This is a genomic window from Parabacteroides sp. PM6-13, assembly GCF_029892605.1.
Lineage (GTDB): Bacteria > Bacteroidota > Bacteroidia > Bacteroidales > Tannerellaceae > QVMG01.
Genome location: NZ_JARXWF010000001.1, coordinates 487,154 through 499,396 on the forward strand (window position 1 = coordinate 487,154; position 12,243 = coordinate 499,396).

The window sequence follows — 12,243 nt, forward strand, 5'->3', positions numbered from 1 at the left end:
TATGTTATACCGTAGTAAAGCACCTTTTCGTTTGGGCATCGCCGGAGGAGGAACCGATGTATCGCCCTATTCCGACATCTATGGAGGAGCCATCCTGAATGTGACGATCAACCTGTTTGCCTACGCGACCATCCGCCCGCTCGAAAACGGAACGATTCGCCTGGTGCATACCCATAAAAATATCGTCGAAGAGTTTGAAGCCACCTCACAGCTTCCGCTGGAAGGACCGCTTGTGTTGCAACATGGAATTTATAACTCCATCGTGAAGCGTTACAACAACGGGCAACCGCTCTCCTTCGAACTGACGACACATATGGATGTGCCTTCCGGCTCGGGCTTGGGTACCTCGTCCACGCTGGTGGTCGCTATCTTAGGCGCCTTCACCGAATGGCTGAAACTGCCATTGGGAAGATACGACATCGCCCACTACGCCTACGAGATCGAACGGGTCGACCTGCAGATGGCAGGGGGTAAGCAGGATCAATACGCGGCTACTTTCGGAGGGGTCAACTTCATGGAGTTCCTGGCTGAAGATAAGGTGATTGTGAATCCCTTGCGCATAAACAATGACATCCTGCAGGAGTGGTCCATGAATACGGTGCTCTTCTACAGCAACCTGTCGCGTAGCTCGTCGCATATTATCGAAGAGCAGGTGGCGAATGTAAAAAACAAAAAGACGGAATCGCTGGAGGCTATGCACCGGGTACGGGAGGAGGCTTTCCGCATGAAGAATTGCCTGTTGCGCGACGAGTTATGGGAGCTGGGCAAGGCGCTCAACACCAGTTGGACCAACAAAAAACTGATGGCGAAACATATCTCCAACGAACTGATTGATAACATCTACAATACAGCGATGGCACACGGATCGTTGGGAGGCAAGATCTCCGGAGCCGGTGGGGGTGGCTTTATGTTTTTCTACTGCCCGGGAAACGCTTCGTATGCTGTGGCGGAGGCATTAACACAATTAAATGTAGGGGTTATTCACCCCTTCGAATTCTGTAAAAAAGGATTGACAACATGGACAGTGAAAGAATAATCATACAGCAACGCCTCGACGAACACCGTCAGGTGATCGACCGCATACTGGCAGACGAAAGCCTGCAGGCAACGATCGGGGCAACCATACAGATGTTGGTGGATTGTTTCCGCCGGGGTGGAAAAGTCTATTTCTGCGGAAACGGAGGAAGCGCGGCCGACGCGCAACACCTGGCAGCGGAGTTCTCCGGGAAGTTCTATATCGACCGGGAGGTATTGCCGGCGGAGGCATTGCATTGCAACACCTCTTATATGACCGCCGTAGCCAATGACTACTCGTTTGGCATTGTGTATGCCCGCCTGATCAAAGGGCTCGGGCAGGAAGGCGACGTCTTGGTAGGCCTTTCCACCTCGGGCAATTCCGAAAACATTGTCAAGGCCTTCGAGGTATGCCGGGAGAAAGGCATCAAGACCATTGGCTTTACAGGCGAAAAGGGAGGAAAAATGAAAGCCCTCTCCGATCTACTCATTAACATTCCATCCAACGATACCCCCCGCATCCAGGAGGCACATATCACCATCGGGCATATCGTCTGCGAATGTGTGGAAAAAGAAATCTTTAAATCGCTCTGATATGGAAGCAATCATACTGGCCGGAGGCATGGGCACCCGGTTGCAATCGGTCGTTTCCGACCTACCCAAAGCCATGGCTCCCGTGGCCGGACAGCCGTTTTTATACTACGTCCTGCAATCGCTGGAAGCTGCCGGCTTCGACCATATCATACTGGCAGTAGGCTACAAACATGAAGTGATCGAAGCATGGCTGGCCGATTACGCCACCACCATGCGCATCTCCATCGTCGTGGAAGAGGAACCGCTCGGAACGGGTGGAGCCACCCGCCTTTCGCTCTGTCAGGCAGAGCGGGAAGAGGTCTTTATCCTGAATGGGGATACCTGGTTTGCGGTCGATTACAAAGAGATGATTGCCTGCCACCAAAAGCTCGGAGCGGAAACGACCCTGGCATTGAAAGAGATGAAAGAGTTCGACCGGTATGGCATTGTCGAACTGGATGAAGAGGCGCGCATCAAAGCCTTCCGCGAAAAACAATATTGTGCTTCCGGATTGATCAACGCGGGTGTCTACCTGATCAACCGCCGTGTGCTCCGCGATTACCCTGAACGCTTCTCGTTAGAGAGAGACTATTTCGAAAAGGTAGTGGCCGATGGGAAATTGGGCGGATTTCCTTCCGATCGTTACTTCATCGATATTGGCATCCCGGAAGACTACGCACAGGCACAAAAGGATTTTGCCGATGGGAAATACAACACGTTATAGTGCGCTTTTCCTCGATCGCGACGGGGTGATCAACCAGCATCGCCCCAACGACTATGTAAAGACGATCGAGGAATTCATCTTTACGGAAGGAGCCTTGGAGGCTTTGCGACTGCTCGCACCTCTGTTTGATTATATCCTGATCGTCACCAACCAGCGCGGCGTAGGAAAAGGGATGATGACACCCGATGCCCTGCAGGAGATCCATGCCTATATGCTCGGAGAGATAACGGCACACGGAGGACGCATCGACAGGATATACACCGCGACCGCCGTTTCGTCGGAGGATCCTAATCGGAAACCCAATCCGGGCATGGCCCGTCAGGCAAAAGCAGACTTCCCGGCTATCGATTTTGCCAATAGCTTGATGGTGGGCGATTCGCTCTCCGATATGCAGTTTGCCAGCTGGGCAGGCATCCCGGCGGTACTTATCGGCCATAAAGTCAGCGAAAAAGAGCTTTCTTCCCTTCTTCTTACTGCGCAATACCCGGATTTATTTACTTTTGCCAAAGCAATTCAATAGACGGAACGATATGAAAATAGCTATGTTATCGACATTCTACCCTTTCCGGGGCGGAATAGCTCAGTTCAATGCCAACCTGTATGAGGCGTTGCGCCGGGAACACGAGGTGATTCCTTATACCTTCACCCGCCAATATCCTCAGTTTTTGTTTCCCGGAAAGACACAATATGTCACGCCCGATGACCAGGCTATCGAAATAAAGAGCATTCCGATACTCGACACGGCCAACCCTTTCAGCTACATCCGAGCGGCCAGACAGATCGAGAAGGAGAAGCCGGATCTATTGATTATGAAGTATTGGATGTCTTACCTCTCGCCCTCGTTGGGAACGGTTGCCCGCCGCCTGAAGAAGAGAGGGTGCCGGGTGATCACCGTATTGGACAATGTGATCCCGCACGAACAGAAATTCTTCGACAAGCCTTTCACCACCTGGTTTCTCAAACAAAACAGCGGATTTGTGGCTATGAGCGAGTCTGTCCGCCACGATCTATTGTCGCTTCGTCCCGACGCGCCGAATATCCTACTCCCCCACCCGCTTTATGATCATTTTGGCGAGAAGGTGGAAAGACGCCTTGCCTGCGAGCAATTGGGGCTCGATCCCAACAAGAAAACACTTCTTTTCTTTGGATTGATTCGCGACTATAAAGGATTAGACCTCCTGATAGAGGCTTTCGATCTACTGGATTGCGAAGACTATCAGTTGGTGATTGCCGGAGAGAGCTACGGGCCGTTCCAAAAATACAGCGATCAGATCTGTCAATGTAAACATCCGGAGCAGATCAAGGTGTTCAACCGTTATATCGGCGACAACGAAGTACCGCTATTCTTCTCGGCGGCCGATGTCTGCATCCTCCCCTACCGCAGCGCCACGCAAAGTGGCATCACCTCCATTGCCTATCACTTCGAAACACCTTTACTCGCCACACGCACCGGGGGATTAGATGAAAGCATCGAAAAACAAGGCATCGGCTTGATGATACCCGACGTAAATGCGGCGTCCATTGCTCAAACCATTCGGGCATTCTACCAACAGGATCCTGCCCTTTTCGCAACCAATTTCAAACGGGAAAAGAAGCAACTCACCTGGGAGGTGTTTGCTAAGCAGTTAATCGATTTTTCTGAGAAGCTGTCTTGAATTGTATGGGAGCGCGTCTAAAGGACTACCTCCTGCACCTTAAACACCAGTTCCATCCAGACCCAATAGCGAATGGCCTTTCCAGCAAACATGGAGAGCGCCACCACCCACACATTGGCACGCAGGAAGCCCAGGGCGACAGCGATGAAATCGCCCACACCGGGAAGGAAAACAAAGAAACCTGTCCAGGATCCTCGCTTTTGTACCCATTCCTGGACGCGGTCGATCTTCGCACGATCCATCTTCAGGTACTTCTCGATCCATTCGATCTTGCCAAGCATACCCAGCCAATAACAGGTCATGCCGCCCAGGAAGTTACCCAAGGTAGCCGCTATCATACAGGGCCAATAGGAGGCTCCTGCCAGCATCACGCCGGTGAGCACCACCTCGCTGCTGAACGGCAGGATGGTAGCAGCCAAAAAAGCGGCAATAAAAACGCCTATATACCCATAGGTGATCAGAAACTCCATGAGAGCTGAAGTATTAAGAGGGCGGGAAGGGCGATGATCGTAACAATCATCAACCAGAAAGTATAGCGATTCTGTCGCGTAGCAAACAGATGCGCGATCAACGTAGAGGCAGGAATAGCCATCATCTGCAGAAATCCCACGGTGGCCGGTTCATACAGAAAGAAAAAGACGACCGACCAGGCTATCATCAGCATCAGAAAAGAGAGGAACTCACGGGTGCGTAGGCTATCGGCCAGCTCATGAACCACCATATTGACAAAGGCGGCAATCACGAGAGGCACCACAATCAATAAAGGAAGCCATTCGATCCACTCCGAGAAACGCCAGAAGAAAAGATCGAAGTTGCCCAGCGATTGGAACGGAACAATAAAATAGCTGTAATCGCCTGTCCATACCGCCCAGGCCAATAACAGCCAGTAGACGACGGTAACCCCGATCAACGAGGCCATGAATGTCTTGGGATTCAATGAACGAAACATATACATCCCTATCCAGAACAAGGGAATATACCAAAGCATATAGGCCCACAACAGACTGCCCAGTCCAATCAGAAAAGCAGCAACAAAAGAACGCTTTACTGACAAAGGATCATGATGAGTCGTGAAAAGCAGATAGAGAGCCAACATCAGGCAGAACAGCGCCAACGAGGTCGATCGTAAAGGGAAAAAGAGCGCGTTCGTGCTAAGCAGTAAAAAGAAAAATAAAAAAGGTAAAAAAGAACGATCCCGGATCAACACCAGGGCATAACTGATCCGCTGCACCAGGAACGCCCCACCTACTGCCAATAGAAGCCCCATCAGATAGGGGAAAAGCGTACCGGGAAGAAGGCGTTGAATGGCCTGCCAGAGAGGCGTATCCGAGGGTGCCGCCTCCAAAGGAAAACCGAACGACACCCAATAGCCTCCTGCCCAACATAACAGGCAGATACCGATTATATAGATAACGACACCCGGACGATCAAAGCGAATCTTTCGATGTATGTTGGCAGAAACAGGCACTACAAGTCGAATCCTATATCACGACGGAAATATTTCTTCTCGAAATCGATGGTTTGCGCCCCTTCAAACGAACGAGCCAATGCCTCTTCTTTGTCTTTTCCATACGAGCTAACGGCAATCACACGTCCACCGCTGGTCAGTATGCGGTCGTCCGCTCTCCGTGTCCCGGCATGGAAGACAATATTATCAGCCGATACCTTGTCCAGGCCGGTGATCTCTTTATCTTTTTCATAGGCCTCGGGGTAGCCTCCGCTGACCAGCATCACGGTAACGGCGGCACGCGGATCTTCTTGCAGCTCCCGCTTATCAAGGTCGCCGGCAGCCACGCCTTCCAGGAGTTCGACCAGGTCGCTCGCGATACGCAGCATCACCACCTCGGTCTCCGGGTCACCCATGCGACAGTTGTATTCGATCACCATCGGTTCGCCTTTCACCTCGATCAGTCCCAGGAAGATAAAGCCTTTGTAATCGATGCCTTCCGCTTTCAATCCGGCGACTGTCGGACGGATAATCCGCTCCTCTACCTTCGCCATAAACACCTCATCGGCAAAAGGGACAGGCGAAACAGCCCCCATACCGCCGGTATTCAGGCCGGTATTGCCTTCGCCAATGCGTTTGTAATCCTTGGCAACCGGTAGGATCTTATAATGTTCGCCATCGGTCATCACAAAGACAGAACACTCGATCCCGTCCAGGAACTCCTCGATCACCACCGTTTTGCTGGCATCGCCGAACATACCATCCAGCATACCGGCCAACTCCTGCTTGGCAACTGCCAGGTCGTCGATGATCAACACCCCTTTGCCGGCAGCCAATCCGTCGGCTTTCAATACATAAGGTGCTTCCAACGATTCCAGGAAGGCATATCCTTCCGCCAGGTTCTCCGCCGTAATGCTCTGATAGCGAGCGGTCGGAATATGATGACGTTGCATGAACGCTTTGGCAAAATCCTTGCTCCCTTCGAGCTGTGCTCCCGCCTTGCTCGGGCCGATCACCGGGATATGCGCCAATGTCGCGTCGGCGCGGAAGAAGTCATAAATCCCTTTTACCAACGGATCTTCCGGACCTACAATCACCATATGCACACGGTTATTCAACACAAACGTCTTGATAGACTCGAAATCATCGGCTTTCATCGGCACGTTCGTGCCCGTTAAAGACGTTCCGGCGTTACCCGGTGCGATGAAGAGTTTATCAACCAACGGACTTTGAGCTATTTTCCATGCCAAGGCATGCTCACGCCCGCCTGAACCTAACAGTAGTATATTCATTTTATTCCATTTTTTGTTATTGTCATTATTCAAAACTCCTCTCTGCCCCTGTTCTTAAAAGGCTTTTTGGAAGAGTGCTTCTTGAAGTCGCTATCCCCGTCGCGGAAATGTTTCTTATCAGGCTTCTTCGCCTGGAAAGGCTTGCGATCCGGACGACCATCCTTTCTGTCGTCGCCCAGGTAGCGTTTGCCGGGTATATAAGGTGCCTTCTCATCATCATTCTCCGTGTGAGCCGCTGCGAAACGGCGTTCCGGACGATCCATCTTATCCCGCTTGAAGTCGGGCTTGCGCTGAATAACCTTCCGGGGAGCACTACCGCTATTCTCCGGATTCTCATTCAGTGCCTTTTTATAGTCTTTGTTTTTCCCGTCGAAGAGCTCATAACAACGATATTCGCACTCCAACGAGCCATTCAACAGCTTCACCTTTTCGTTCGGACGCAATCCGATCTTATCGAAACATTCATCCTTATAACTAAGGATCCAGGCTTTATATCCGGTGAACTTATGCTTCAACCGCTCCCCGATCATACTGTATAACCCCATCAGGTCGCGCGAAGAGATGCGCTCTCCGTAAGGCGGATTGGTCACCAGGATGCCCGGTTGCGGTGCCTCTTCGTACTTCTGGAAAGGCAACACCTGTAATTCAATATATTTAGAAAGTCCGGCATTGCGTATATTCTCCTGCGCGCTTTCAATCGCCACCGGCGAGATATCCGAGCCATAACATTTGAATTTGAACTCTTTCTCGTTGCTCTCGTCGTTATAGATGCGATCGAACATTTCCTGATCGAAATCGAGCCATTTCTCAAAAGCGAACTCCTTGCGATGAACGCCCGGTGCGATATTCAAAGCGATCATAGCCGCCTCGATCAACAGGGTACCCGATCCGCACATCGGATCGACCAGGTTCGATTCACCCCGCCATCCGGTCATCAGAATCATACCGGCAGCCAACACCTCGTTCAACGGCGCCTCTGTCTGATTCGTCCGGTACCCCCGCTTATGCAAGCTCTCTCCCGAACTGTCGATCGAGAGCGTACAGTCGTTATGCGAAATATGTATATTGATCCGCAGATCCGGATTATTCACCCGCACCGACGGACGCTTCTCTTGCTTCTCCATGAAATAATCCACAATCGCATCCTTCGTACGGTAAGCCACAAATTTGGAGTGATTGAAGTTTTCCGAAAAGATGACCGAATCGATGGCAAAGGTCGTATCCAGCGACATATAATCCTCCCACTTCACCTTTTTCACCTCTTCATACACCGTATCGGCATCTTTGGCCTTAAAATGATAGATCGGCTTCAGAATGCGGAGCGCCGTGCGACAATAGAAGTTTGCCTTGTAAAGCATCTCTTTGTCTCCCGTAAAAGAGACCATGCGGCGGCCCTTCTGTATATCCTGAGCACCTAAGGCAATCAATTCTTCTGCAAGAACATCTTCTAACCCATGCTGGGTCTTTGCCACCATTTCGAAATTCGCTTTATTCATTTTATTAATTAAAAATTGACTGTTGATAATGGGTATCGATATTATATATGTTATGTTTTCTCTCTCTCATGTCGCTTTCGGGAAATTATCCATTATCAATTATCCATCATCAATTGATAAACCGTTTCTCCCGCCTCTACATCCCGTGCAATCCAGACGTTTCCACAGATCGTAGCCCCCGCGCCGATGCGTATCTTTCCGATAAGCGTCGCGTTGGAGTAGATGGTGACATGATCTTCCAGAATAGGGTGACGGGCCACACCGCGCACGGGGTTGCCATCGCTGTCGGGTGCCAATTTCTCACCCGCCAGGCTGACCCCTTGGAATATCCGCACATGATGACCAATCACACTGGTCTCACCAATCACAGTGCCCGTGCCATGGTCGATCGAAAAATGATGTCCGATCGATGCCGCCGGATGGATATCGATGCCTGTCTCGGAATGTGCCATTTCGGTGATCATCCGAGGAATAAAAGGTACGCCTAAGAGGTGGAGCTGATGAGCGATTCGGTAGTTCACGATAGCGCGAAACCCCGGATAGCAGAAGATAACCTCGCCGATATGCTGCGCCGCCGGATCGCTCTGGTAGGTAGCCTCGATATCGGTCGCCAGGATGGCACGCAGCTCGGGCAGGGTGGAGATGAAATCTTCCGACAGCGCCTCCGCGTTTTGCCTGATCTCATCCGTCGGTATTGTCCGGCAGGAGGTCTCGTCGAAGCAAAGCCCGGCATGGATCTGGCGGGACAACAATAGATGCAGGGTCTGCACATTCACCCCGGTATGAAAACGAATGGTTTGTTTGTTTACCCGGCTCTTCCCATAGTAGCCGGGAAAAAGAATGGCGCGGCACAAATCGATGATCTCCTCCAGCGCGTCGCCCGACGGCAGGGTCTCCTCATCACGGCAGGTATGGTATAACTGGTTATACGAGGCTTCGTCCGACAATTGTTCGATCGTCTCGTTCAACACAGCATTATGCGGGAACACGTCCATTCATTTGATTTAATAACATTTTCCTGCAAAAATAGGATTATTTTCTGTTACCAATTCAACACCAAACGGAAATATTTGGTTCCCGGTCTAAAATCTTCACTAATAGCGAAATCGCTGTACTGCACATAGAAGGTGACATAGCCCGGACGATATTCCCAGGAGATGGTTTCCGTCCATGCGTGGTCGCCACCGGGCGATACCTCCAGAAACTCCAACGGATAAGGCAGTGGTGTCAAGCCTTCGCTCTGTTCTCCGGGACGCACATAGACATAAGCCATCACGCTTCCCCTTCTGAAGATGGTATTATCGATTTCCGGCGCACTCTTATCGCACACAAAATAGGGCGTGTCGCCATCATATTCAATGCGCCAATCGCGGCTGTCCACCGTGATCTCCACAATCTCCATCTGCGTGCCGTAGTTCTCGGTTATCTCACATCCGGAGAAACCCACCCCCAACACCGTCAAAACAAATACCAACAGATACTTTTTCATAACCAGTCATTTTAAATTCTTCCACAAAGATACACTTTCCCTCGCTTATTTCACGCAATCAAGGCATTTTGACAAAATGTAAACAAAAATCCCATTTCACTTTACAATATGATACGTTAAAAAGTGTTACTCGCCTGACTAATTTAAAATACCCCTGCATTTACGAAAAAAAAGCCGGTCGATTTTGACAAAATGTAAGTTTTGCTTTTAATGAAACGCAGAGCAAAAAGGGTCAATTTGAAAATCTCGCAATCTACAAACTTCACCTCTTCCTCCAAGAATCCATACACAATAAAAGGGCTGCCTTTCCGGTAGCCCTTTTATATAATATCATCAAATGATCTGTTTTAGTATGTTTTTGTTTATCCTTGATATTTTATGCTTTTACCAGGATTGTACATTATAATAAAGCATAGGGGAGAGACCTCCGCTTACACCTGATGCTGCGCGGGTTAAAGGTTCCGAATTTGCTTCTTCCTTAGGAAGCTCTTTGATTTCTGCCTTAACCGAATAGATATTTCCATGAATCACACCATTCGTCTTACAGCCTGGCGTTGATTCCTTCGGCTCGATAATCAGGGCGTATTTGGAGGTGGCACATTCTTTAATTGCAGTAGAAACTGGAATCATTTCTCCCGCAGGTTCATAGACAATCTGCTCCTCGGGAGAGATCAACACATAGCCACCACTACCCCAGCCCGGACCCAGTTCACCTTTTCCTGGCGCACCCGGCATACCCGGCAGTAACCAAGGCCTTTCTATATCTCCCTCCTTATACCAGACAGCATTCCAACGCCCTACCATCTCTTGCCGCATTTTTACAGTTCCCATTTTAAGATTCCCTTCAAAGTTAATGCGTATGGGGTTTTCCGTCTCATCCGGTTTCTCATAGGTATAGAAAGTAATATTCAGTAGATTAGGATTTTCAATATCCCTATCCTGCAAAGCAGCATCTAATGTTTTCTTGGTTAATAGCGTCTCCGACTTGGTCTCTATATTCAATATCTTCAACATAGATACATCAAAATACCATCTCACCTCTTCTTTGACATAATAGGCGGTATTCAGGAATGTATACATTTTCACACCACCGGCATCCTTAATAGGGACTTGAACTCCTCCATGCCAGATATATTGGGGTATATCATCTTTACCAATCTCCTGGAATTCAATTTCTCTCAACAGTTCTTTAGCACTTTCTTTTGTATTGCCATTCTTTTCAAACCAACCCTGCACATCATCACTGTCATACTTATACTCTTCAAAATAATACTTAGTCTCTCCTTCAATATCATCAATGATATTTGTTTCTACTTTGAGTACAATCTTCGCAGCCAATTGCTTCATCGGCACAGTAAACACCTGATCGGCTTTCGCTTCAATATTCACCTCTCTGACACCAAATTTAACCAGATTCTTTGCATCAAACTCAGTTGTTATATTATCTTCTACCAGCTGTTCAAATTCAGCCATGGTCGTTCAATCTCCCGGCAGATCGTGTTGAGAATTGGCGATAGCCATAAGTTTCATTCCGGTTCCTGCGCTTACCTCGATATTGTTAAAATGATAAGAAGGATATGTTCCTTCCAGTTCATTCACATCATTTTCGCCCAATTCTCGGGGAAGCAACTCATCGTCTGTTGCGTTTCTATACACAACCAGGTTTCCTTCCGCGTCAAAAATACCGATAAAGCATTTGTTTACCTGCAATTCATCTGAAGAAGCCCACTCATAAGAGACTTCACCCGTATCTTTATCTTTCACAATTGCTTTCGAAGCAATCGATTCCGACAGTCCCAAATCAATTCCTATTGTAACCTTTTCAGTAGTAATAGGTGAAAGCATGATCGCCTCCTCTTCAGCGCAGGAAAAGAGCATCCCTGCCAAGCATAATACGCCTAAAATATACCTCAATTTCATATCCTGATTACTTTATCTTTTTGTTTTTATAGCTTACCGCCGAAAAATCAACCCCTAAGAGGGGTGTTCTCTCTACTAAAACCAATAAAAAGAGAAAATGTTCGTTCGCAAGCGAAAGAAAATCGTTTTTAACATTTGGAAAGGGTATAGGCAACGGTTAAGCGGTTGGCTTTGTCTTCAAAAAGGATATTATTGGAAGGTTTGTGAGGGACAATTTTTGGTGACAAAATTTCTCCTCCTTAGCAAAGGAGGAGTACGGCGAGGTACGAGCCGGGAGGTGGTTTGATCTTATATATATGTCTATTTGCCAACAATATAGCATACACAAAAAGTTACACCAAACCACCTCCCCCCTCGTACAAGGCCACTGAAAAACCCTCCTCCCTCCCTTCCGCTTATTAATGGATCATCCGAAGAGTATCTTTTTACCCAAGAAAAGATTTTCCACACGGTGGAAGGCCATTTTTATCGTATATTTATTTTGAATAAATACTACTCAACGCTTGTCTGTATCAGGTTTTTGCACTATATTTATAGAGTAAAAGCAAAGTAAATATGTTACCTCAGCAAGGCCATCTTTTATTAAGTAGTTATACTGATTTGTATGACTTGATTATCCCCAAAGACCATCTG

General features: G+C 48.7%; 13 protein-coding genes. 5 read left to right on the plus strand and 8 right to left on the minus strand.

The window, feature by feature from the left end:
* Window position 1 precedes the first annotated feature (1 nt).
* Genes M2134_RS01900 through M2134_RS01920 form a run of 5 tightly spaced genes read left to right on the plus strand, consistent with a single transcriptional unit; the run spans window position 2 to window position 3,966 of the window.
* Window positions 2-1,036: a dehydrogenase gene (locus M2134_RS01900; RefSeq protein WP_280749709.1), complete on the plus strand. Its 1,035-nt coding sequence runs from the start codon at window positions 2-4 to the stop codon at window positions 1,034-1,036.
* Window positions 1,018-1,608 (plus strand): D-sedoheptulose 7-phosphate isomerase, encoded by a 591-nt coding sequence (locus M2134_RS01905; RefSeq protein WP_280749710.1) that lies wholly within the window; start codon window positions 1,018-1,020, stop codon window positions 1,606-1,608. The genes M2134_RS01900 and M2134_RS01905 overlap by 19 nt, the downstream gene beginning before the upstream one ends.
* 1 nt (window position 1,609) lies before the next feature.
* The gene (locus tag M2134_RS01910) at window positions 1,610-2,311 is read left to right on the plus strand and encodes a nucleotidyltransferase family protein (protein WP_280749711.1); all 702 of its coding nucleotides are present in this window, start codon (window positions 1,610-1,612) and stop codon (window positions 2,309-2,311) included.
* Window positions 2,289-2,831, plus strand: coding sequence for an HAD family hydrolase (locus M2134_RS01915; protein ID WP_280749712.1), 543 nt, complete (start codon window positions 2,289-2,291; stop codon window positions 2,829-2,831). The genes M2134_RS01910 and M2134_RS01915 overlap by 23 nt, the downstream gene beginning before the upstream one ends.
* Before the next feature lie 10 nt (window positions 2,832-2,841).
* On the plus strand, window positions 2,842-3,966 hold the full coding sequence (locus M2134_RS01920) for a glycosyltransferase (protein WP_280749713.1): 1,125 nt from the start codon (window positions 2,842-2,844) through the stop codon (window positions 3,964-3,966).
* A 17-nt stretch (window positions 3,967-3,983) separates the two neighbouring features.
* On the opposite strand, the gene M2134_RS01925 is transcribed toward M2134_RS01920, so the two are convergent.
* From M2134_RS01925 to M2134_RS01960, 8 genes are all read right to left on the minus strand, one after another.
* The gene (locus tag M2134_RS01925; RefSeq protein WP_280749714.1) at window positions 3,984-4,436 is read right to left on the minus strand and encodes a VTT domain-containing protein; all 453 of its coding nucleotides are present in this window, start codon (window positions 4,434-4,436) and stop codon (window positions 3,984-3,986) included.
* On the minus strand, window positions 4,424-5,434 hold the full coding sequence (locus M2134_RS01930; RefSeq protein WP_280749715.1) for a hypothetical protein: 1,011 nt from the start codon (window positions 5,432-5,434) through the stop codon (window positions 4,424-4,426). Before M2134_RS01930 ends, M2134_RS01925 begins: the two co-directional genes overlap by 13 nt.
* On the minus strand, window positions 5,434-6,705 hold the full coding sequence (gene purD / locus M2134_RS01935) for a phosphoribosylamine--glycine ligase (RefSeq protein ID WP_280749716.1): 1,272 nt from the start codon (window positions 6,703-6,705) through the stop codon (window positions 5,434-5,436). Before purD ends, M2134_RS01930 begins: the two co-directional genes overlap by 1 nt.
* A gap of 29 nt (window positions 6,706-6,734) precedes the next feature.
* Complete coding sequence (locus M2134_RS01940; RefSeq protein WP_280749717.1) at window positions 6,735-8,201, minus strand: THUMP domain-containing protein; 1,467 nt, start codon at window positions 8,199-8,201, stop codon at window positions 6,735-6,737.
* A 95-nt stretch (window positions 8,202-8,296) separates the two neighbouring features.
* Entirely contained in the window at window positions 8,297-9,196 is a 900-nt protein-coding gene (locus tag M2134_RS01945) for a serine acetyltransferase (protein WP_280749718.1), read from the minus strand.
* 47 nt (window positions 9,197-9,243) lie between these two features.
* The gene (locus M2134_RS01950; RefSeq protein WP_280749719.1) at window positions 9,244-9,690 is read right to left on the minus strand and encodes a hypothetical protein; all 447 of its coding nucleotides are present in this window, start codon (window positions 9,688-9,690) and stop codon (window positions 9,244-9,246) included.
* Window positions 9,691-10,074: 384 nt separating this feature from the next.
* The gene (locus M2134_RS01955) at window positions 10,075-11,163 is read right to left on the minus strand and encodes a hypothetical protein (protein ID WP_280749720.1); all 1,089 of its coding nucleotides are present in this window, start codon (window positions 11,161-11,163) and stop codon (window positions 10,075-10,077) included.
* 6 nt (window positions 11,164-11,169) lie between these two features.
* Complete coding sequence (locus M2134_RS01960) at window positions 11,170-11,610, minus strand: hypothetical protein (RefSeq protein WP_280749721.1); 441 nt, start codon at window positions 11,608-11,610, stop codon at window positions 11,170-11,172.
* Window positions 11,611-12,243: the final 633 nt, after the last annotated feature.

Coding starts and splice junctions, on each gene's coding strand:
- purD (WP_280749716.1), bottom strand. CDS start 6,705: ATGAATATACTACTGTTAGGTTCAGGCGGGCGTGAGCATGCCTTGGCA.
- M2134_RS01955 (WP_280749720.1), bottom strand. CDS start 11,163: ATGGCTGAATTTGAACAGCTGGTAGAAGATAATATAACAACTGAGTTT.
- M2134_RS01910 (WP_280749711.1), top strand. CDS start 1,610: ATGGAAGCAATCATACTGGCCGGAGGCATGGGCACCCGGTTGCAATCG.
- M2134_RS01950 (WP_280749719.1), bottom strand. CDS start 9,690: ATGAAAAAGTATCTGTTGGTATTTGTTTTGACGGTGTTGGGGGTGGGT.
- M2134_RS01900 (WP_280749709.1), top strand. CDS start 2: ATGTTATACCGTAGTAAAGCACCTTTTCGTTTGGGCATCGCCGGAGGA.
- M2134_RS01905 (WP_280749710.1), top strand. CDS start 1,018: ATGGACAGTGAAAGAATAATCATACAGCAACGCCTCGACGAACACCGT.
- M2134_RS01960 (WP_280749721.1), bottom strand. CDS start 11,610: ATGAAATTGAGGTATATTTTAGGCGTATTATGCTTGGCAGGGATGCTC.
- M2134_RS01915 (WP_280749712.1), top strand. CDS start 2,289: ATGGGAAATACAACACGTTATAGTGCGCTTTTCCTCGATCGCGACGGG.
- M2134_RS01940 (WP_280749717.1), bottom strand. CDS start 8,201: ATGAATAAAGCGAATTTCGAAATGGTGGCAAAGACCCAGCATGGGTTA.
- M2134_RS01920 (WP_280749713.1), top strand. CDS start 2,842: ATGAAAATAGCTATGTTATCGACATTCTACCCTTTCCGGGGCGGAATA.
- M2134_RS01945 (WP_280749718.1), bottom strand. CDS start 9,196: ATGGACGTGTTCCCGCATAATGCTGTGTTGAACGAGACGATCGAACAA.
- M2134_RS01925 (WP_280749714.1), bottom strand. CDS start 4,436: ATGGAGTTTCTGATCACCTATGGGTATATAGGCGTTTTTATTGCCGCT.